Source organism: Vibrio sp. ES.051 (assembly GCF_002563795.1).
GTDB lineage: Bacteria > Pseudomonadota > Gammaproteobacteria > Enterobacterales > Vibrionaceae > Vibrio.
In genome coordinates, this window is sequence record NZ_PDJL01000006.1 from 606,667 (window position 1) to 627,519 (window position 20,853).

Here is a 20,853-nt window from a genome sequence, read left to right on the forward strand (position 1 = left end):
GCATGCTGATGCGGCTCTGTATGAGCAAATATGACCTATCGATATCTATGGCTGATTTCTTTATTGTTGCTAACGGGGGTGCTCTAATGATCAGTGGAGTTGGTATGTGCTCGCTCCGTCTACTGAACAAGGCTTGATAAACTTTAAATTTCTCATGGCAGGGTTCAGCGATACGATCCAAGTAGTATGCTCTTTGCCATGACACTCGGTTTAAGCGATCTCACGCGGCGAGCGAATAAGCTGGTGGTGAATGAGTACTTACTCTTGGAGATTTATACCTTTCGCGTTCTGGAGTACTTGTTACTCATCCTATTCGTTTCTCAAACGGTTCGGTGGCTAAAAAAATGCATCGTCATACCCAGCCACTAATTGTTCAGCACACGCTAAAAACAATCAAGCCGCTCATTGTAAGCAGCTTGATTTCACCTATTTAGGAATGCTGTGTAAGAAGCGTTATTTCTGTTTCACTGGACGTTTCCAGCCAGTAATTTTGCGCTCTTTAACGCGAGTAATCACTAACTCACCTTTTTCAACATCTTTGGTCAACGTTGTACCCGCGCCGATAGTCGCACCATCAGCAATAGTGACGGGTGCCACTAACTGGCTGTCAGAACCAATAAATACGTCATCGCCGATCACGGTTTTAAACTTGTTCGCGCCGTCATAGTTGCAAGTGATCGTGCCCGCACCAATGTTAGTGCGCTGGCCAATTTCGGCATCACCTAGATAAGTAAGGTGATTCGCTTTCGACCCTTCACCAAGACGCGTGTTTTTCACTTCAACAAAGTTGCCGACGTGAGAATCGTTGCGCATCTCTGCTCCAGGACGAAGACGAGTAAATGGTCCCACCGTACACTCTTCACCGACTGTCGCGCCTTCGATCACGCTGTAAGGGCGAACAATGGTATTGTCATCGATTTCACAGTCTTTCAACACACAGCCGGCACCGATAATGACGTTATCACCGAGTGATACGTTACCTTCAATGACCACGTTTACATCGATTTCACAATCCATGCCGCACTGCAGTTCCCCGCGTAGGTCAAAGCGTGCTGGGTCGCGTAGCATTACGCCTTGTTCTAATAGCTTTTGAGCTTGCATGGCTTGGAACGCACGCTCTAGACGTGCCAATTGAGCACGGTCGTTAACCCCTTCAACTTCAATCGCATTGACTGGGTGTACCGCTTCCACGGCGCGGCCTTCATCGTGCGCCGCCGCAATAACGTCGGTCAGGTAGTATTCGCCTTGCGAGTTATTGTTGTTTAAACCTGACAACCAACGTTTAAGATCGCCCCCCGTCGCCACCATGACGCCCGTATTAATCTCTTTAATCTGCTTTTGCTCTTCCGTCGCATCTTTTTGCTCAACGATCGCGACCACAGGGCCATTTTTACGAATAATACGTCCATAACCCGCTGGGTTATCCAACATCACGGTTAACAGCGCAATACCACCAGTTGGTTGAGCATCAAGTAAGTTTTCTATTGTTTCAGCGGAAATGAGTGGAACATCGCCATACAGTACTAATATTTTTTCATCGTCTTCAAAGCGCGGTGACGCTTGATCAACCGCATGACCGGTACCTAGCTGATCTGCCTGAAGCACCCAATTAACAGGCTCATTAATAAGAGTGGTTTGCATTTGGTCGCCACCATGACCAAACACTAAGTGAATATTTTGTGCGCCAAGGCAGATACATGTATCAATCACATGTTTTGCCATTGGCTTCCCGGCTAAAGGGTGTAGCACTTTAGGCATATTCGAATGCATACGGGTGCCTTTACCCGCAGCAAGAATCACAGCACTGAATTTCATTGAGAACCTATGGACGTTTATGTTAATTGGCCGTTATTTTAAACAGCTCTTTTTAAATAGTTAATGGAGTAAGGTAAATTTCCAACTAAAATTAATCAAAAAGGCGACCAATTGGCCGCCTTTTTTCATGCAACGTTGCTAATTGAGCTTAGCGACGCTTTTTTGTCAGCTCGATAACTCGTAGCTGAGCCATGGCTTTAGCCAGTTCACTGGCCGCTTGTGCGAAGTCCATGTCACCATGCTGATTTTGGATTTCCTCCTCAGCGCGGCGTTTGGCTTCTTCTGCCTTCGCTGCGTCTAGTTCTTCACCACGGATAGCTGTATCCGCTAGTACAGTCGCTGTACCAGGCTGGATCTCAACCATACCACCAGAAACATAAATAATTTCTTCGTGGCCGTGCTGTTTCACAATACGCACCATACCAGGCTTGATAGCGGTCAGCAGCGGTGTGTGACCATGGAAAATACCAAGTTCACCTTCGCTACCGGTCACCTGAAACGTTTCAACACGTCCAGAAAAGATTTTCCTCTCGGCGCTTACTACGTCTAGGTGAAAGGTTATTGCTGCCATATCGCCTCCTAGTTAGCCTTATAGCTTCTTCGCATTCTCAATAGCATCGTCGATGCTACCGCAGTACATAAATGCCTGCTCAGGAATGTCGTCGTATTCACCAGCTAATAGACCTTTAAAGCCACGTAGAGTCTCTTTTAGAGATACGTAAACACCAGGGTCGCCTGTAAATACTTCCGCTACGTGGTAAGGCTGAGTTAGGAAACGCTCAATCTTACGTGCACGAGATACAACTTGCTTATCTTCTTCAGATAGCTCGTCCATACCTAGAATCGCAATGATATCTTTCAGCTCTTTATAGCGCTGAAGAGTTTGCTGAACGCCACGAGCCACATCGTAGTGATCTTGACCAACAACTAGGGGATCAAGCATACGAGATGTTGAATCTAGCGGGTCGATCGCCGGATATAGGCCCATCGCCGCGATATTACGGTTAAGTACAACCGTTGCATCCAAGTGCGCGAACGTCGTAGCCGGAGACGGGTCAGTCAAGTCATCCGCAGGTACGTATACCGCCTGGACAGACGTGATAGAACCCGTTTTCGTTGACGTGATACGTTCCTGAAGTACACCCATCTCTTCTGCAAGAGTTGGCTGGTAACCTACCGCTGAAGGCATACGCCCTAGTAGTGCTGAAACCTCTGTACCTGCTAGCGTGTAACGGTAGATGTTATCAATGAACAGTAGTACGTCACGACCTTCGTCACGGAAACGCTCTGCCATTGTTAGACCAGTCAGTGCAACACGTAGACGGTTGCCTGGTGGCTCGTTCATCTGACCGTAAACCATTGCTACTTTTGATTCTTCAGGCTTCTCAACGTTTACAACGCCCGCTTCCTGCATCTCGTAGTAGAAATCGTTACCTTCACGAGTACGTTCACCAACACCTGCAAATACTGATAGACCTGAGTGCTGAAGTGCGATGTTGTTGATAAGTTCCATCATGTTAACGGTCTTACCTACACCTGCACCACCGAATAGACCGATTTTACCACCCTTAGCGAATGGACAAATTAGGTCGATTACTTTAACACCCGTTTCTAGAAGCGTTGTTTCGTTTGACTGTTCTTCGTAGCTTGGTGCGCTGCGGTGAATAGAGTAAACTTCTTCCGCTCCCACTTCACCACGCTCGTCAATCGCGTCACCTAGGACGTTCATGATACGACCTAGAGTTTTAGTACCGACTGGTACTGAAATTGGAGCGCCTGTGTTAACCACTTCCACTCCACGACGTAAACCATCAGAGCTACCCATAACGATACAACGAACTACACCACCGCCTAGCTGTTGTTGAACTTCAAGAACCAAACGTTCTTTTGAGTCCGTTACGTTTAGAGCGTCATATACACTAGGTACATTGCTCTGTGGGAACTCTACGTCGACTACCGCACCGATGATCTGTACGATCTTACCTGTAGCCATCGTTAATCCTCTAAACTGTTTCGTTTTACCTAAGCCTAAACCGCAGATGCACCGCCAACGATTTCAGACAGTTCTTGTGTGATCGCAGCCTGACGGGCTTTGTTGTACACAAGTTCTAAATCATCAATCAAGTTGGTTGCATTATCCGTTGCAGCCTTCATCGCAATCATTCGAGCCGCTTGCTCACAAGCAAGATTCTCAACCACACCTTGGTATACCTGAGACTCTACGTAACGCACTAATAGCGTATCCAGTAAAGGTTTCGGCTCAGGCTCATAAATGTAGTCCCATGAGTGCTCACGCTGCATATCTTCGCTGTTCGATTTAGGCAAAGGTAGCATTTGATCGATCGTCGGTTGCTGAACCATAGTGTTAACAAACTTGTTGAACACTACATATAGACGGTCCAGTTTACCTTCATCGTATTTTTTCAGCATTACGCCAACAGAACCGATTAGGTCTTCTAAACTTGGGTTATCACCCAATCCAGAAACCTGTGCCGCAACTTTTGCGCCACCATGTTTGAAGAAAGCAGTTGCCTTTGAACCAACAACCGCTAGCTCAATTTCAGCACCTTTCTCTTTCCATGCTTTCATGTCTGTCACCGACTTTTTGAACACGTTAATGTTCAAGCCGCCACACAGACCACGGTCTGTCGAAACGATGATGTAACCAACACGTTTGGCTTCACGCTCTTCTAGGTACGGATGACGGTACTCTAGGTTTGCGTTAGCCACATGACCGATCACTTTACGCATTGTTTCAGCGTATGGACGAGAAGCTTCCATTGCATCTTGAGAACGACGCATTTTTGAAGCTGCCACCATTTCCATCGCTTTCGTAATTTTCTGCGTGCTTTTAACACTACCGATTTTATTACGTATCTCTTTTGCGCCGGCCATCGTTACTCTCCGTTAGTTGGTGGCAGAAACTGCCACCGATCTAATTACCAAGTTTGGGTTGCTGTGAATTCGTCAGTCAGTTTCTTCAACTGAGCTTCGATTTCATCGTTATAAGCACCAGACTTGTCGATCTCAGCTGCTAGTTCAGCGTATTGACCGCGAGCGTACGATAGTAGAGCCGCCTCGAAATCTAGAACTTTGTTGAGTTCTACATCATCTAGGTAACCACGCTCTGCTGCGAAGATAGTTAACGCTTGATCAAATACAGACATTGGAGCGTACTGCTTCTGCTTCATTAGCTCTGTTACTTTTTGACCATGGTCTAGCTGTTTCTTCGTCGCTTCATCAAGATCAGAAGAGAACTGAGCAAATGCCGCTAGTTCACGGTATGCAGCTAATGCTGTACGGATACCACCTGATAGTTTCTTGATGATTTTCGTCTGAGCTGAACCACCTACACGAGAGACTGAGATACCTGGGTCAACGGCTGGACGAACACCGGCGTTGAATAGCTCAGTTTGCAGGAAGATCTGACCATCGGTAATCGAGATTACGTTAGTCGGTACGAATGCTGACACATCACCGGCTTGAGTTTCAATGATAGGTAGTGCAGTTAAAGAACCTGTTTTACCTTTCACTTCACCATTAGTGAAACGCTCTACATACTCTTCGTTTACACGAGCAGCACGCTCTAGCAGACGAGAGTGTAAGTAGAATACGTCACCTGGGAATGCCTCACGGCCTGGTGGACGTTTCAGTAGTAGAGAGATCTGACGGTAAGCAACGGCTTGCTTAGATAGATCATCATAAACAATCAGTGCATCTTCGCCGCGATCACGGAAGTATTCACCCATCGCACAACCTGCATATGGCGCTAGGTATTGCAGCGCTGCAGATTCAGAAGCGGATGCAACCACTACGATAGTATTTTGTAGTGCACCATGCTCTTCTAGTTTGCGAACTACGTTAGCGATAGTCGATGCTTTTTGACCGATAGCTACGTAGATTGAATAAATACCAGAGTTTTTCTGGTTAATGATCGCGTCAATAGACAGTGCAGTTTTACCAATCTGGCGGTCACCGATGATAAGTTCACGCTGACCACGACCGATAGGGATCATTGAGTCAACTGACTTATAACCAGTTTGCACTGGTTGGTCTACCGATTTACGTTCGATTACACCTGGTGCGATCATTTCTACAGGCGAAGTTAATTTCGCTTCGATTGGACCTTTACCATCGATAGGCTCACCCAGCGTATTAACGACGCGGCCTAGTAGTTCTGGACCAACTGGCACTTCAAGAATGCGGCCAGTACCTGTAACTTTCATGCCTTCCTTAAGGTCAGCATATGGGCCCATTACAACCGCACCAACAGAGTCACGCTCTAGGTTAAGTGCCAGTGCATAACGGCCACCCGGTAATTCAATCATTTCACCTTGCATCACGTCCGCTAGGCCGTGGATGCGGATGATACCATCACTTACCGAGATGATAGTACCCTCGTTGCGAGCTTCACTAACAACGTCGAAAGATTCGATACGTTGTTTGATCAGTTCGCTAATTTCCGTGGAATTAAGTTGCATGCTCCAATCCCCATTAAGACTGCAATGCATCGCTCAGGCGGTTCAAACGACCACGCGCTGAGTTATCGATGACTAGGTCTCCGGCTCGAATAATAACCCCACCAAGTAGGGTCTCTTCTACACTGCAATTCAGCTTCACTTTGCGTTCAAGACGCTTTTCAAGTTTGCTGCTAATATTTGCAAGCTGCTCATCAGAAAGTTCTGTTGCTGAAATGACTTCAACATCAACTTCTTTCTCATGTTCTTTCTTCAACGCGAAGAACTCTATACAAACATCAGGAAGGGCCGCTAAACGACCATTCTCAGCCATCACCTTCAAAAGGTTTTGACCGTGTGCATCAACTTGTTCGCCGCAAACTGCAACAAATATTTCCGCCATTTTCTCAGCAGAAACAGACCCCGTTAGAAGTTCTTTTATTTGTTCGTTTTTAGCCACTTCAGCAGCAAAAGACAACATTTGGCCCCATTGGTCCAACTGGTCTTCCCCTAAAGCAAAGTCGAAGGCTGCTTTAGCATAGGGGCGTGCGATAGTAGTCAAATCAGACATATGCGCCCCCAGACTTAAAGTTTTGCAGTAATGTTGTCGAGAATATCTTTTTGCGCATCTTTATCGATAGTACGCTCAAGGATTTTCTCAGCACCAGCTACAGCCAGAGTAGCAACTTGTTTGCGCAGCTCATCGCGTGCACGATTGCGCTCAGCTTCAAGTTCTGCTTCTGCTTGCGCTAGGATTTTCTGGCGTTCTACCTGAACTTCCTCGCGAGCTTCATCAAGAATTTGAGACTTGCGCTTATTCGCTTGCTCGATGATCTCAGTTGCTGTGCGCTTCGCTTCTTTCAACTGATCAGAAGCGTTGGCTTGTGCTAGATCCAAGTCTTTTGCAGCACGTTCTGCTGCTTGAAGACCATCAGTAATTTTCTTCTGACGTTCTTCAATCGCTTGCATAATTGGCGGCCATACATACTTCATGCAGAACCACACAAACAGTGCGAACGAAATTGCTTGACCTAGCAGAGTTGCGTTTATGTTCACAACAGCTACCCCTCTATTTGGACTTAGTGTTAATCAGTGACAAGCGCTAATCGCTCGTCCCGAGTTGAAGGTGATTAACCTAGTTGACCAACGAATGGGTTTGCGAAAGTGAATAGTAGCGCGATTACGATACCGATCATTGGAACCGCATCAAGCAGACCCGCGATGATGAACATCTTAACTTGTAGCATAGGAGCCATTTCTGGTTGACGTGCTGCACCTTCTAGGAATTTACCACCTAGTAGTGCGAAACCAATCGCTGTACCAAGAGAAGCAAGACCGACGATAATACCTACCGCGATTGCAGAAAAGCTCAGTAAAGTTTCCATTACTATCTCCAATTTATAGTTGTTGGCTTAGTGCCCAAATAAAAAGCTTAAAAAAATTAATGATCAGGATCTTCGTGTGCCATTGACAGATAAACAATTGTCAACATCATAAATACGAAGGCTTGGATCGTAATAACCAAGATATGGAAGATTGCCCACGGTAGTGAACCCATCCATTGTAAGTACCATGGTAGCATTGCCGCACAAAGAATGAATACAACCTCACCTGCGAACATGTTACCGAATAAACGCATACCCAGTGATAGCGGTTTCGCGAGTAGCGATACCACTTCAATTAATAGGTTAAACGGGATCATGAGTGGGTGATTGAATGGATGTAGTGCAAGTTCTTTTGCGAATCCACCTAGACCTTTCACTTTGATGCTGTAGTAAATCATCAAGGCAAAAACGCCTAGAGCCATAGCCATGGTGATATTCACATCAGCAGACGGTACAACCTTAAGATAAGGAATACCTAGCCAATGTTCTGCTGGGTAAGGTAAGAAGTCGATAGGAACTAAGTCCATCACGTTCATCAAGAATACCCAACAAAAGATAGTCAGTGCTAAAGGCGCGATCAGTGGGTTGCGTCCATGGAACGTGTCTTTGACGTTATTAGCGACAAATTCCACGATCATTTCTACAGCACACTGAAGCTTACCCGGTACACCTGCTGTTGTTTTCTTTGCTACTTTGTAAAAAATTCCAAGGAAAATTAAACCAGTAAACCAAGAAAAAAACAGGCTATCGATATGTACGTTCCAGAAACTTGTCTCCGACCCTACTAAACCCAATTTATACAGCGATAGGTTAGAAAGGTGGTGGGCAATGTATCCGGACGATGTTAGCGCTTCACCTGGCGCAGCCATAACTCATCCTATTTTTTGTTGTTAATGAATAGCACTGGTGCACAGATATTAATACCTAGTACCAGCAAATAGGTTAGTTTGAGGGGAACAAGTTCCACCTGCATATACATGTAGGCAACATAGAACAGTGCAACCGTGATGAGAATTTTCAGTACTTCCCCCGCATAGAAGGAAGCCGCGATGCGCTTGGCAGCGCGTGCTCCACTAAACATGAAAGCACACAGAGCGAATACAGCATTGGCAACAACAAAAATGCCTCCGCCAATCAGCGCTGAAAGTCCCCAATCAGGATTTACGGCTACCGCCATTCCTGCCGCCACAAAAATAACCGCGCCAGACTGGATCATTAACAATTGCCTTGCGAGCTCTCGTCCTGGTCTAGCTAACGCAGCTACCATGTATTCGTACCTCTAGTAATATCCACTTCGCACTAAACTCTCTGTGCAGGGAAATTGACGAAAATTATACGTTCAGTTCAACGTAAAGCAATTCGATTGCATCAAAAACTTACAGTTTTGTTTACAAAACGACAACTTTCGCACAAAATTTGATTAATTAGATTAATTGACCTAAATCAATTATCTCACTTAGGCCTCAAGCTTAGCAATTAGTTGGTCTAATCTGTGAGGATCATCAAGACTTATCGTCAATTTCGCTTTTCCGTTTACAGAACGGGTCAGAGAAACTTTCGCATCAAGCTGCTGACTCAATTTATGCGATATTTGCTCAGCTTCGGTATCTTCTTGTTGCGCTTTTTGCTCATTTTGTGGAGCTAAGCACTTTTTTACTAACTGTTCGGTTTGGCGAACGGTCATCTGCTTCTTCGCAACTAGGTGAGCGACTTCCACTTGTTGTTCGCCCTGCAATACCAAGAGCGCACGAGCATGACCCATCTCAAGCCGTTTATCGGCAACCAAATTTTTCACGTCTAACTCTAGCTGATTTAGCCGTAGTAAGTTACTGACGGTCGTTCTCGACTTACCAATTACTTCGGCGACTTGCTGATGCGTTAGTGTAAATTCATCTTGTAGGCGCTCTAAGGCTTGAGATTCTTCAATCACATTCAAGTCTTCACGTTGAATGTTTTCAATCAACGCCATCGCTATCGCAGCGCGATCTTCAACTTTTTTCACCAAACAAGGTACACGCCTTAAGCCTGCTTGCCTCGCTGCACGCCAACGTCGTTCACCAGCGATGATCTCAAACTGACCATTTTCCACTTGACGAACCACGATCGGCTGAATGATACCTTGAGACTGAATCGAAGCAGCCAGTTCTTCCAACGCTTCCGGTGCCATATCTTTACGCGGTTGGTATACGCCCGGTTGCAATTGACCTATTGTCAAATCGGTCAACTCACCATCCGCCGATAATTCTTGGCTGTGTGATGCGATATGCTGTTTTTCACGAGCATACGAACTGGTCGACAATAACGCATCCAGTCCTTTTCCGAGACCACGCTTAGACATGGGATTGAATTCCTTAGGTTAGTGTTAAACTGGGATTTCTTCGCGGCGGAGCATTTCGCCTGCTAGAGCAAGATACGCTTTGGCACCTGCAGAGTACTTATCGTAGTACATCGCAGGTTTTCCGTGACTTGGCGCTTCGGCCAAACGAACATTACGCGGAATGACCGTGCGGTAAACTTTATTACCAAAGTGTTTTTTAAGTTGATCAGATACTTCATTAGACAAGCGGTTACGCGGATCGTACATCGTACGCAGTAAACCTTCTATTTTGAGGTTTTCATTGACCACGGCCGCTAATTTGCTAATCGTATCCATAAGAGCAGTTAAACCTTCTAACGCAAAGTATTCACATTGCATCGGCACCAGCACAGAATCAGCGGCTGCCATGGCGTTGATTGTAAGAAGGTTTAGCGAAGGAGGACAATCAATAAAGATGAAATCATAGTTATCGCGAACTGACGACAATGCATTTTTCAACCGCACTTCGCGAGCAAACACTTCCATCAATTTAATCTCAGCGGCAGTAACGTCACCGTTCGCCGCAATTAAATCGAATTTCCCCGTTGTTTGGGTGCACACCACTTGCTCAAACGGAGTATCTTCGACCAGAAGGTCGTACGCCGTGGCGTCAACCATGTATTTATCCACACCACTGGCCATCGTAGCATTGCCTTGAGGGTCGAGATCGATCACCAAAACCTTGCGCTTTGTTGCCGCCATCGAAGCCGCTAAATTAATGCACGTTGTTGTTTTGCCGACCCCACCTTTCTGGTTGGCGATTGCTACAATTTTACCCACGACTACCTCGCTAATTTTCCTTACGCGATAAGATTACTAGATGACGATCACCTTCCAGCTCAGGAACAGCCAAAGATATGATCTCTATCACACTGCACCACTCAGGAAGCTGATCCATTTCATCTTTAGGGTGCTGTCCTTTCAGCGCTAGAAACACCCCATGCTCTTCTTCCGGCAAATGATGGCACCATTCCACCATGTCCGTCATTGAAGCAAAAGCTCTACTTAAAACGCCATCAAATTTTTCTTCCGGCTGGAATTCTTCGACGCGACTTTGAATGGGTGTCACGTTTACCAGCCCTAACGTGTGCACGACTTGCTTAATAAAACGAATCCGTTTACCAAGACTGTCGAGCAAGAAGAACGTTTTTTCCGGCGCCATGATCGCCAGTGGAATCCCTGGTAAACCAGGACCTGTACCAACGTCTATAAATCGCTCACCGGGTAAGTGAGCGCTAACCACTATACTATCAAGAATATGTTTTACTAACATCTCATGCGGATCTCGCACGGATGTTAAGTTGTACGCTTTGTTCCACTTATCGAGCAGCTCAACGTAACCGACTAACTGCTCGCGCTGTCTATCTGAGACATTTAACTCGGTTTGCGCGATCAGCGCATCCAGTTTTGTGCGAAGTGCACTCATGACTCTTCCTCACCTTTTTTCAGCAAACCGTGCTTCTTCAAGTGAACGAGTAGAATCGAGATAGCTGCCGGGGTAATACCGGCAATACGCGAAGCTATACCAACGCTTTCAGGCTTCGCTTCCGTCAGCTTGGCCACCACTTCATTCGACAAACCTTTCACGTCGCTGTAGTCGATATTCGCCGGCAGTTTTGTGTTCTCATGGCGAAGGGATTTTTCAATCTCATCTTGCTGACGTTTGATGTAACCATCGTATTTAACTTGAATTTCAACTTGCTCAGCCGCTTGTTGATCCTCTAGCGCTGGTGCAAACGCATCCAATTGAGTCAACTGAGCGTAGCTCATCTCAGGACGACGCAGCAGATCCTCACCACTTGCTTCACGTGCCATTGGCGTTTTCAGTAATAGGTTTAACGCCTCAACCCCTTCTGAGTTTGGGTTCATCCACGTCGATTTTAGGCGCTGACGTTCGGTTTCCATGTTATTAATTTTTTCGTTGAAGCGCGCCCAACGAACGTCATCAATTAGACCAAGTTCACGTGCTTTCTCAGTTAAGCGCAAATCGGCGTTGTCTTCACGAAGCAGCAGGCGATATTCCGCGCGGGAAGTGAACATTCGGTACGGTTCTTTAGTCCCCATGGTCGACAAGTCATCAATCAAGACGCCCATGTAAGCTTGATCACGACGCGGATTCCAACCTTCTTTGTCTTGGCTGTACAAGCTTGCATTCAAGCCTGCCATTAGGCCTTGTGCGGCCGCTTCTTCGTAGCCTGTTGTGCCATTAATCTGACCCGCAAAGAACAAGCCGTGGATAAATTTAGTTTCATATGTTTGCTTCAAATCGCGAGGATCGAAGAAATCGTATTCAATCGCGTAACCAGGACGTACGATATGCGCGTTTTCAAAACCTTTCATCGAACGTACGATTTGTACTTGAACGTCAAACGGCAAGCTCGTCGAGATACCATTCGGGTACAACTCATGCGTAGTAAGTCCTTCAGGCTCGATAAAAATCTGGTGGCTGTTCTTATCCGCAAAGCGCATCACCTTGTCTTCGATAGACGGGCAGTAGCGCGGACCAATGCCTTCAATCACACCAGCGTACATTGGGCTACGATCCAAATTGTTGTGGATCACATCGTGCGTTTGATCGTTGGTATGGGTGATAAAACATGGGATCTGGCGAGGATGTTGATCTCGCTTCCCCATGAACGAGAATACCGGGGTAGGATTATCACCGTGTTGTGCTTCAAGCACAGAAAAATCGACACTGCGAGCATCAATGCGCGGTGGTGTTCCCGTTTTCAAACGATCCACTCGAAATGGCAGCTCACGCAATCGATCCGCCAATGCGATCGAAGGAGGATCTCCTGCACGACCACCGGAAGAACTTTCCATACCAATATGAATCTTACCACCGAGGAAGGTGCCAACCGTTAACACTACCGCTTTGGCATGGAATCGAAGTCCCATTTGCGTTACAACGCCAACGGCGCGATCTTGCTCAACAATCAGATCGTCAACCGACTGTTGGAACAACGTTAAATTGGGTGCATTTTCTAATGCATTACGAACATACGCTTTGTACAGAGCCCGATCCGCTTGAGCTCGGGTCGCCCGAACTGCCGGACCTTTAGAGGCATTTAGTGTACGAAATTGAATACCTGCATGGTCGATAGCTTCGGCCATCAAACCGCCCATAGCATCCACTTCTTTTACTAAGTGACCTTTACCGATACCACCGATCGCCGGATTGCAAGACATCTGACCTAACGTATCAATATTATGGGTAAGGAGAAGCGTTTTTTGTCCTGTGCGTGCAGATGCGAGTGCGGCTTCCGTTCCTGCGTGTCCGCCACCGACAACAATGACGTCAAAGTTTTCGTGATAAAGCATGAACTGACCTCAGGTATTCAAAGGATTTATTGGACAGATAAAGGAGCCGCATTTTACCTGCTTTATGCCACAGAGAAAAACGTTTTCTTGCTTTATCTTTTTTAGGTTCCAAGCCTATATATAATAGATCTTTATATATGATCTTTTATTAGATCTATTATTAGGATCGACCTCTTCTGTGGATAACGTAAAAATGATCAACAAGATCATGGATCTTAATTGGATCATATCTTGTGATCATGCTTGGATCAGATCGCGTATAAGCTGGGATCAAAATGCCTTGTTATCCACAGGGGTTAAAAAAATAAAAGTTATTCTTTGGATAACTAAAGGAAATTCACTGGATATTACCGTTGTTATACACAGACTGTTTGGTTGTTTTTTGAGCGGTTGAACGCCGTTATTTGGGGAAAGTTATTCACATGAAAAAAAACAGAGCCGAATGGCGGCTCTGTTAGAAGGGTAATTGAGGACTAAAATCGCTCAATGTGCTCGTTTAACCATGCTTCTGCCGCATCTTCTGGGACCATATGATTGAGCACGTCGATGAGAAAGCAGTCTGCAATCGGGGCTGCTCCGATATCCTCTAAAAGATCGTATGCGTGTCGACCTGCAGCACAAAACGTGTCATAGCTTGAGTCACCAATCGCGATCACGGCAAACTTCACATCCGACATTTTGGGTGGCGTATCTTGCAATGCGGCGATGAAAGGTTGGATATTATCTGGATATTCCCCCGCGCCATGAGTAGAGGTGATCACAAGCCAAGTGCCTTGATTTTTGATCGATTGTAGCGAGGGTTGGTTGTGGATCGTGGTTTCAAATCCGTTTTCATTAAGTAGATCACTGAGGTGATCGCCTACGTATTCGGCGCCACCTAGCGTGCTGCCTGTAATAATGTGGATCATACTTCTTCCTTATTGAATGCGACGGCTAAAGCTCATGGATGGCTTGCCGTACAAAAGAAACGCGGTGTGAGTTAAGCTCAGCACCGCGCGTTCGATTATTTATTTCCCGATACAGAAAGTGAAGTTTCCCATAATAGCTGGCCTCGCGCGACGTCTTGGGGACCGATTGGGGACCAAATTGCAATTTATGGTCAAATTCTTACTTCCCAAGATGACTTCCATCATAGATCAGGATGGGAAAAGTGGGAACGGTGGGAAACCGGATCAGCTTTCACTATCTTTCTCTTCAGCAACGACAAACAAGAGAGGTTTTCCACTCTCTAGCAGGTAAGGTGTGATTATCGTTTCCTTACCAAAGTGAATCTTCCCTTTTGCTATATAAATGAAGATCCAATCGGGCAACTTACTACTAATAGCAGCACAAAGTGCATCAGAAGGGATGTTACTATTCTTGCCTGGCGAAATTCTAAATCTCTGGTAGTAGACGTGATGGTTGGATTCAAATGCAAAACTTTCCTGTCCATCGTTGACGAAAGGCGGTGACATCGTTCTTCTCGGTTCGAAAACTTCTGCGGTGATATAGCATAGGTCCTGGTTTGTCATACCAGCTTGGTATTTTGGACATTGGTAGTCTGCACTATGGAAGTAGAACTCTATCTTTTGTTCTGAATTGCCATTCGTGCGCTCATAGTTAATAGATTGTTCTTGAAGCACGGTTTCGATGGCTGCGTTGAAGTGGTAGAGCAACTTTTGCTGAGCGTCTCGAGCGGATGTCGCTTCTTGTATAGGCATCCAAGCAATAATGCTGTTTCGTGAAGTGGTATCAGGCTGTTCCAGCAATGATGTTAGCAAACCAAGGCTTAGTCCTTCACTTAACTCAAGTCCCGCGCCTACTGAAGACGTGAGCAACAATGTATTTCCTGCGGCAGCTTTCGCGAACTTAAATGCCTCAAAATCTTTCATTGGAATGACTTTGTCTTCTGTTTGGTAGAGCCCACCTGCATGAGCAATGTTATGAGCACGGCTGTGGCTGTTGTCATATTGGATAGGAGTTGATGTAGAGGCGCATCCAGTGAGCAAAATGAGTAACGATAATGGAGTGAACCTAGCCTTCGGTTTCATGAGAAGTTTCCTTTTCAAAACAATTTGATTTTGCAGTTATTTATCGGGTGATCACCAAATTGACACATTGTGGATAAGCAGGAGATATCTTTTGATCTTTAAACTCACCAGTTGTTGATCGGGGGCTTTGCTATGGATCGTTTTGTTATTACGATCCTTCCCAGTAGGAGCGAAAGTGATCATCACCTACCCATATCAATCAATCTTCCAGCCATAAGCTTCACCTGTCATGTCAAAGTGTCTGTTCTTCATCAACAAACCAGTGCTTGGGTTGATGCGTCGAGGCGCTCGCTTAACGCAAGACGAGTCATTGAGCGGAATGTTCTGTTGGTGCAAATGCCAGGTATGAATGAAGAAATAGGTGAGGGCGGCGGCACTAGCGAATAGCCAGTTTATATAAAAGAGTACAAACCAAAATAACAACGCGATGTACTTATTTTTGTGGATAACATCCAGAGGCTTATGTAGCCAAATAACGCTTGGGAAGGCCATCAACATCACACCCCAGCTTTGATATACAGTCACTAACGCACCAAGACAAAAAAGGCAAAATAGTGCGAACTTTTTTAGTGTTTTCATCTTAGTCTCCATCTTGTGCTTAGTTTTCCTAAGTATACAGGTATAATTAAAACTTAGAAAATCTAAGCATTGTAGGTTGATGATGATTCTCACTTGTCTAAAACAAATCCATTTCCACAGCGCCTTAAACAGGCAAGAAATCGCGTTGGTATCAGCCAGAGGGAGCTTGGTATCCGTTTAGGTATGGACCCAAGTTCAGCGAGTGGCCGTATGAATCATTATGAAAAAGGGCGTCATATGCCCGATATCGGTACGCTACAAAAGCTTGCTCAGGAGCTTGGTGTGCCAGTTGCGTTTTTCTTTTCAGATTCCGACAGCTCAGCAGAACTGGCATGTTTGATTGAAAAGCTCAGCGAAACTAAAAAGCAGGCGCTTATTGATCAGATCAGGCAGGAACTCGATAACATCGACCAGTAATAAAGCTATCGCTCTCGTCCGGAATACCAAAATACCCCGCCAACTGCGGCGACTGTCAGTAATAAACCACCCAGCCAAATCCAAAGTTCCATATTCACCTCCTGTAAGTATCTTCTATCTCTGTTTAGCTTAGCTTTCCTAAGCATGAATTTCATTGAAAGCATGCGTTACCTGAGAAAAAACCGTCACAACTAACTTGTGTTCCGCTAAGGATGCAATTTGGAAGTAAATATTGCCTGTAGGGTTGGCCCAAATCTCATGTTGCTCGCTTCCGTAGCGGAGTAGCTTTTGAAAGCGTGTTCTTGATGACAAAGTCAGTTTTTCTAGGTTTGGGTGGGAGAGTTGCTTCTGTAAGCTGTGCCATGGATTGCGAATATCACCTTGCTTGTGCCTTTGTTGGTAGCGTTGCATTGCATGGTTACTGATGGCGATGGTGCCAAGTTTTGCAACCTCAAATGTCGGATAGGGTGAAGCATAAGGCGTAATAATGTCTTTTGTTTCTGGATGAGTGATATCAACAATCTCGTCAGAATAAAGTTTGATACCGGATAGACGGTTGGACAGAAACAGTGCGGCCGCTTTGAGAGCTTCATTCTTAGCCGCTAAAATTGTTTCTTTGGTTAGGCTGAGTGTGAGACCTTTACCGCTGTTTGGTACGCGCCCGAATACCTGTTTGTCGAGTAGTAAGAACCTTGCCGCCGTTAACTCCGCGATAGCGCACCGGAACTCACTTTGAGCAATTTGAACCGTAACGATACCGTGATTGTTCAATCCCGCGAACCAAGCTATATCGATGCTTTCAGCATTGATTTTTTCAACCTGAACTTTCAATCTCATCACAGCATTTTCTCCTCACTTTACTACCAGCGTATCATCGATTTTGAAAATGCAAACTGTGGGGAGAAGCTTCATTTCACGGCATGCAGCTTCCTGATTGGATAGAACTAAATTTGCAGTTTTTTTATCGCTTGCATCGTTTTTCTCACCTGACTAGACAGTTCTCTTGTAGGCTTCACACGCTGTTCCAGTCGGTTGATCTGGTCTAGCAAATGAAGATACAGCGGGATCTCCCAGGGCATTGCGTTTGAAAAACGTCTCAATACCCCTTCGGATACTTCTTTTTCTTCAAGCTCTTCGTCTGGATAGCGATGAAGAATGATGCGATACCATGTGATCTCTGGTAAGCCTTTTGATTTTTTGACTTTGAATTTGTAGCGTATTGGATATTTCACTTTGTACTCAGCTGTCAGAGCTTTGCACAGCTTTTCCAATCGTGCTTCAAGGTCTTTAGCCGCAACCGTTAGTATCTTCGATTCATCGGCGACAAACAGAGGTAAATCTTTGATTAATTCTGGCAACGGAGATTGTTCTGGCAGTGCAATATCAAAATCTGATAGATCTAGCTCTCCGCAATAGTCGGTAATACCGACGTTTGGTATGGTTTTCTTAGTCATTATGCTTCTCCATTTTGGGATTTTTGAAAGTGCTCACGAAGCTTGTGAAGTCGTTTTGTACAAATTTGCGCTTTTTGTTTGATGGTGAGGATTTCATGCCGTATTTCGCGGATCAGTGCGAAGGCATCTTCTGTGTACTCAATAAGATCGGATTCCCATTTCACGTTGGCTTTTGAAAAGCGACCCGGTGGGTAACGAAAGCCTTTACCTTTCGATAAATGCTTAGAACGAACACGTTGTTCTTTGTTGTTTCTCAGTGACATTTGATTAGCACTGAGATACCAGTTGTAATACCAAGCCGCTTCAAAGCGATGGTTGCGAACCCGAACACGGCAGCCGTAGCGGCCAGGTGAGGTGTCCTTATGAGCTCGATGGATTCGCCAAAATTGGTTAGCGTAGCAACTGGCTAAAAACTCAAGCAGATAGGGCTCCTGCATTGCAAAGTTCTCTATATCATCAAGGGCTTTTAGCGATTGTGATAGCGCGAGTTCAAAGCACTCTTGTTCACTTTCGGGGTGTCGCTGCTGGGCTCGTTGATGCCATTGATAGGCGGCGGAATGTTCATTTAATACAGTCATAGTGGCTCCTTGTTTGTTTTGCTCAAGGTAGCGCAAACGTACGGTTACTTATGCATCTGTAATTGCCCTTTTTGAGCGCATAATTTTCCTCGTGTCCCACCGCTGATTGGGAAGCATGGCAGCGATTCCTCTCCTGGGACCTATCCCTGTACTTTCCAGATACCTATCATTGTGGGACGTTGCTACGGATTATTTTCGTTGCTTTATTGTTTTGGCGGGGATGTAGGGCGTTGTACTCCAATAATTGTGGGACCTGAGCATCGATTATTTTTTTGATGGGATTGTGACGGTAAATTTCTAGATTATTGTGGGATTTTGCCTGTTTGTAGTGCATGAGGGATGATGTACTTTCACATGTGAAAGCCCATGGAGCAGCACGCGGTGGGCTGTGAGCAAGAGCGCTTTTGGGTTGCTTTTCGATATGCCAGTTGTATGAGACAGCAAGTTGAAATCTCAAAGTGGCTTTTAGATGGTGTTTTGGCGAGATAAATAACAGACCCGAGAACGATGGTACCGACATCAATGTCGGTACCATGGCTGGTTCAACTTAGTTAGTCGCGTTATTTGTCTTTTTTGAGTATTGCCTTGAGGGCTGCAATATTAGCAAGTGCGCCTTCGGATTCTTTTAAACGGCGGCGTTGCTCAGCAAAGCGATCAAACTCCAATTTCGCCTTATTATCAGCATCCTTTTTGGAGATTTTTCCCGCTCCGCTTAATACGTCCCGATCATTAAAACTTAGAAACTGGTCTAGCTTATCGGCCCAGTCTTGTAAGAACACTTGTTTGCGACGCAGCGCTTGATCTTCAGCAAAATCGAGCCACATATTGACGATGCGATTGAGTTCTTTAATCTCATCTTCGCGCAGGTAGTTTTTGGCAATGGTAACGTCTGTTTTGCGTACTTCGTCACCTTTGAAACTGGTTAATCCCATATCTGGCTTATTGGCATCCACACGGCTAGCAATCAGCTCAGCTGCCGTCATGTGCGTACAGGCATAATGCAGCTTGTTCTGAATGGTTTGAAAGAAGCGATTAGTTTCTTGGTTGGATGGCTCGTAATCGGCTGCCATGGTAAAGATTTCTTTGACTCGCAGATAAACACGACGCTCACTGGCTCGAATGTCGCGAATGCGTTCGAGCATCTCGTCAAAGTAGTCAGGAACCGCAGAATGGCCAACAGGCGGGTTTTTCAGACGCTCGTCATCCATTACGAAGCCTTTGATCAGATACTCTTCCAAGGTTTGTGTTGCCCATTGGCGGAATTGAGTACCACGGCTTGAACGGACGCGGTAACCAACAGCTAATACTAGTGGTAAGCTAAAGTATTGAACGTTGTATGACTTACCATCAGCCGCAGTTGTTCGGTATAACCGAACAACTGAATTTTCGTCCAATTCACCTTCAGCAAAGATATTTTTAATATGCTCGCTAATAGTCGCCTTTGCCTTACCATAGAGCTCTCCAATCATTGCTTGTGAAAGCCACAAGGTATCTGACTCAAAGCGGCACTCTACGCGAGTTCTACCATCGGCACTGGTAAACAGGACAAATTCACCATGCGGAGCTTGTGGGGTGTTTTTGGTCATTGAGTCAACCTTCTTACGTTACTTATAAGGGGCTATTTTTTATCCATAGCGGTTACAGAGTTAGCGAGCCTTTTTTCTTTGCCAAATGGGGTCGTATAAAAGCGTTGTTCAATGCCATAAAGCAGTAACTTCAACTCATCGTCATTAGATATTTCAAACTTCTGATTTTCTTTATCGAATTTAAGTTTCTGTTCACCGCAGTAACCGTCGATATAATCAAGCATGTTGGCTTTATCATCAGCAGACATAGCATCAAGTGTTGCCATAGCAAGGCCAATACGTTTTCTATTGGGTTTTGAGACGCTATCTACGTTGTAGTCGTTACCGAGCTCTATAAACTGTGCATCTAAAAACTGTTCAACCTCTTCTTTTGTTGCTTCTTTGTATAACTCATCAATGCCTTTAAATATGCTCGATATTGTTGCCAGATTTTTGAATATCAAGGTATCTGCCGCTTTGAAGTACAGAGCATCTGGTAAAGCGTTTATCACTAAACGTGTTTGGCTTTTCTCTATCTCTGCTACTTCACCAAAAACGAGCGTTTTGCGTTTTACAAATAGACTTGGAGTAATTTTTTGAAAATAAAAATCATTACCTTGAACTGCAAATAAGTAGGCAATCTTTGAGAAGTTATCTTTGGTTAAATCATCGTAGTCTTTTGAATCATAGTCTTTTTTTAGTAGCTCAATACAAAACTCTTTTTGACTAAAGCCTTCAATTTTAAACCATGAATCTTCATCAAGGTTATGATCTGGGTTGTAAGGAACACACGCATTTAAGTCGACTGCGACTCCGTCAAAAAGAGATTGATCAGAAACCAATTTAAAAATGCGTTTTTTTGCTCTAGTTTTTATATGTGCCAGTACATGGTCCAT

Annotated in this window: 23 protein-coding genes and 1 pseudogene; 2 read left to right on the forward strand and 22 right to left on the reverse strand. The window is 45.1% G+C overall.

Features of this window, described 5'->3' with window-relative positions:
- The first annotated feature begins 30 nt into the window (after nucleotides 1-30).
- Nucleotides 31-369: pseudogene (locus ATG66_RS19980) on the forward strand (hypothetical protein).
- Nucleotides 370-453: 84 nt separating this feature from the next.
- Here the strand turns inward: ATG66_RS19980 and glmU are convergent.
- From glmU to ATG66_RS20070, 17 genes are all read right to left on the reverse strand, one after another.
- A complete protein-coding gene (glmU, locus tag ATG66_RS19985; RefSeq protein WP_098416999.1) occupies nucleotides 454-1,815 on the reverse strand; it encodes a bifunctional UDP-N-acetylglucosamine diphosphorylase/glucosamine-1-phosphate N-acetyltransferase GlmU in 1,362 nt (453 codons plus the stop codon).
- A 148-nt stretch (nucleotides 1,816-1,963) separates the two neighbouring features.
- Nucleotides 1,964-2,386 (reverse strand): F0F1 ATP synthase subunit epsilon, encoded by a 423-nt coding sequence (locus ATG66_RS19990; RefSeq protein WP_098417001.1) that lies wholly within the window; start codon nucleotides 2,384-2,386, stop codon nucleotides 1,964-1,966.
- A gap of 18 nt (nucleotides 2,387-2,404) precedes the next feature.
- Complete coding sequence (gene atpD, locus ATG66_RS19995; protein WP_098417003.1) at nucleotides 2,405-3,808, reverse strand: F0F1 ATP synthase subunit beta; 1,404 nt, start codon at nucleotides 3,806-3,808, stop codon at nucleotides 2,405-2,407.
- A gap of 35 nt (nucleotides 3,809-3,843) precedes the next feature.
- Nucleotides 3,844-4,710, reverse strand: coding sequence for a F0F1 ATP synthase subunit gamma (atpG, locus tag ATG66_RS20000; protein WP_098417005.1), 867 nt, complete (start codon nucleotides 4,708-4,710; stop codon nucleotides 3,844-3,846).
- Nucleotides 4,711-4,754: 44 nt separating this feature from the next.
- A complete protein-coding gene (gene atpA / locus ATG66_RS20005) occupies nucleotides 4,755-6,296 on the reverse strand; it encodes a F0F1 ATP synthase subunit alpha (protein ID WP_098417007.1) in 1,542 nt (513 codons plus the stop codon).
- 13 nt (nucleotides 6,297-6,309) lie between these two features.
- Nucleotides 6,310-6,843: a F0F1 ATP synthase subunit delta gene (gene atpH / locus ATG66_RS20010; RefSeq protein WP_098417009.1), complete on the reverse strand. Its 534-nt coding sequence runs from the start codon at nucleotides 6,841-6,843 to the stop codon at nucleotides 6,310-6,312.
- Nucleotides 6,844-6,857: 14 nt separating this feature from the next.
- Entirely contained in the window at nucleotides 6,858-7,328 is a 471-nt protein-coding gene (gene atpF, locus ATG66_RS20015; protein ID WP_098417011.1) for a F0F1 ATP synthase subunit B, read from the reverse strand.
- Between the two features lie 74 nt (nucleotides 7,329-7,402).
- Entirely contained in the window at nucleotides 7,403-7,657 is a 255-nt protein-coding gene (atpE, locus tag ATG66_RS20020) for a F0F1 ATP synthase subunit C (RefSeq protein ID WP_002540812.1), read from the reverse strand.
- 56 nt (nucleotides 7,658-7,713) lie between these two features.
- Nucleotides 7,714-8,526: a F0F1 ATP synthase subunit A gene (gene atpB / locus ATG66_RS20025; RefSeq protein WP_098417013.1), complete on the reverse strand. Its 813-nt coding sequence runs from the start codon at nucleotides 8,524-8,526 to the stop codon at nucleotides 7,714-7,716.
- An 8-nt stretch (nucleotides 8,527-8,534) separates the two neighbouring features.
- Nucleotides 8,535-8,924: a F0F1 ATP synthase subunit I gene (locus ATG66_RS20030; RefSeq protein WP_098417015.1), complete on the reverse strand. Its 390-nt coding sequence runs from the start codon at nucleotides 8,922-8,924 to the stop codon at nucleotides 8,535-8,537.
- 189 nt (nucleotides 8,925-9,113) lie between these two features.
- Entirely contained in the window at nucleotides 9,114-9,995 is an 882-nt protein-coding gene (locus ATG66_RS20035; RefSeq protein ID WP_098417017.1) for a ParB/RepB/Spo0J family partition protein, read from the reverse strand.
- A 24-nt stretch (nucleotides 9,996-10,019) separates the two neighbouring features.
- The gene (locus ATG66_RS20040) at nucleotides 10,020-10,793 is read right to left on the reverse strand and encodes a ParA family protein (RefSeq protein ID WP_098417019.1); all 774 of its coding nucleotides are present in this window, start codon (nucleotides 10,791-10,793) and stop codon (nucleotides 10,020-10,022) included.
- 10 nt (nucleotides 10,794-10,803) lie between these two features.
- Nucleotides 10,804-11,439 carry a 16S rRNA (guanine(527)-N(7))-methyltransferase RsmG gene (gene rsmG, locus ATG66_RS20045; protein ID WP_098417021.1) on the reverse strand — a complete coding sequence of 212 codons (636 nt, stop codon included), beginning with the start codon at nucleotides 11,437-11,439 and terminating at the stop codon, nucleotides 10,804-10,806.
- Entirely contained in the window at nucleotides 11,436-13,334 is a 1,899-nt protein-coding gene (gene mnmG, locus ATG66_RS20050; RefSeq protein WP_098417023.1) for a tRNA uridine-5-carboxymethylaminomethyl(34) synthesis enzyme MnmG, read from the reverse strand. The genes rsmG and mnmG overlap by 4 nt, the downstream gene beginning before the upstream one ends.
- A 473-nt stretch (nucleotides 13,335-13,807) precedes the next feature.
- Nucleotides 13,808-14,242, reverse strand: coding sequence for an FMN-binding protein MioC (mioC, locus tag ATG66_RS20060; protein WP_098417027.1), 435 nt, complete (start codon nucleotides 14,240-14,242; stop codon nucleotides 13,808-13,810).
- A 264-nt stretch (nucleotides 14,243-14,506) separates the two neighbouring features.
- Nucleotides 14,507-15,364 (reverse strand): hypothetical protein, encoded by an 858-nt coding sequence (locus ATG66_RS20065; protein ID WP_098417029.1) that lies wholly within the window; start codon nucleotides 15,362-15,364, stop codon nucleotides 14,507-14,509.
- Between the two features lie 195 nt (nucleotides 15,365-15,559).
- Entirely contained in the window at nucleotides 15,560-15,943 is a 384-nt protein-coding gene (locus ATG66_RS20070; protein WP_098417031.1) for a hypothetical protein, read from the reverse strand.
- Nucleotides 15,944-16,036: 93 nt separating this feature from the next.
- Here ATG66_RS20070 and ATG66_RS20075 point away from each other — a divergent pair, with 93 nt between their 5' ends.
- Nucleotides 16,037-16,360 (forward strand): helix-turn-helix domain-containing protein, encoded by a 324-nt coding sequence (locus ATG66_RS20075; RefSeq protein WP_098417032.1) that lies wholly within the window; start codon nucleotides 16,037-16,039, stop codon nucleotides 16,358-16,360.
- A 138-nt stretch (nucleotides 16,361-16,498) separates the two neighbouring features.
- Here ATG66_RS20075 and ATG66_RS20080 read toward each other — a convergent pair whose 3' ends face one another.
- The 5 genes from ATG66_RS20080 to ATG66_RS20100 all read right to left on the reverse strand — a co-directional run bounded on the left by ATG66_RS20080 (nucleotide 16,499) and on the right by ATG66_RS20100 (nucleotide 20,853).
- Nucleotides 16,499-17,197, reverse strand: a complete 699-nt coding sequence (locus ATG66_RS20080) for a hypothetical protein (RefSeq protein ID WP_098417034.1) — start codon at nucleotides 17,195-17,197, stop codon at nucleotides 16,499-16,501.
- A gap of 107 nt (nucleotides 17,198-17,304) precedes the next feature.
- A complete protein-coding gene (locus ATG66_RS20085) occupies nucleotides 17,305-17,814 on the reverse strand; it encodes a hypothetical protein (RefSeq protein ID WP_098417035.1) in 510 nt (169 codons plus the stop codon).
- Entirely contained in the window at nucleotides 17,814-18,392 is a 579-nt protein-coding gene (gene mobI / locus ATG66_RS20090) for a conjugative transfer protein MobI(A/C) (RefSeq protein ID WP_257145777.1), read from the reverse strand. The genes ATG66_RS20085 and mobI overlap by 1 nt, the downstream gene beginning before the upstream one ends.
- Nucleotides 18,393-18,952: 560 nt before the next feature.
- The gene (locus ATG66_RS20095; protein WP_064489087.1) at nucleotides 18,953-19,978 is read right to left on the reverse strand and encodes a virulence RhuM family protein; all 1,026 of its coding nucleotides are present in this window, start codon (nucleotides 19,976-19,978) and stop codon (nucleotides 18,953-18,955) included.
- A 32-nt stretch (nucleotides 19,979-20,010) separates the two neighbouring features.
- Nucleotides 20,011-20,853 carry a hypothetical protein gene (locus ATG66_RS20100; protein WP_064489088.1) on the reverse strand — a complete coding sequence of 281 codons (843 nt, stop codon included), beginning with the start codon at nucleotides 20,851-20,853 and terminating at the stop codon, nucleotides 20,011-20,013.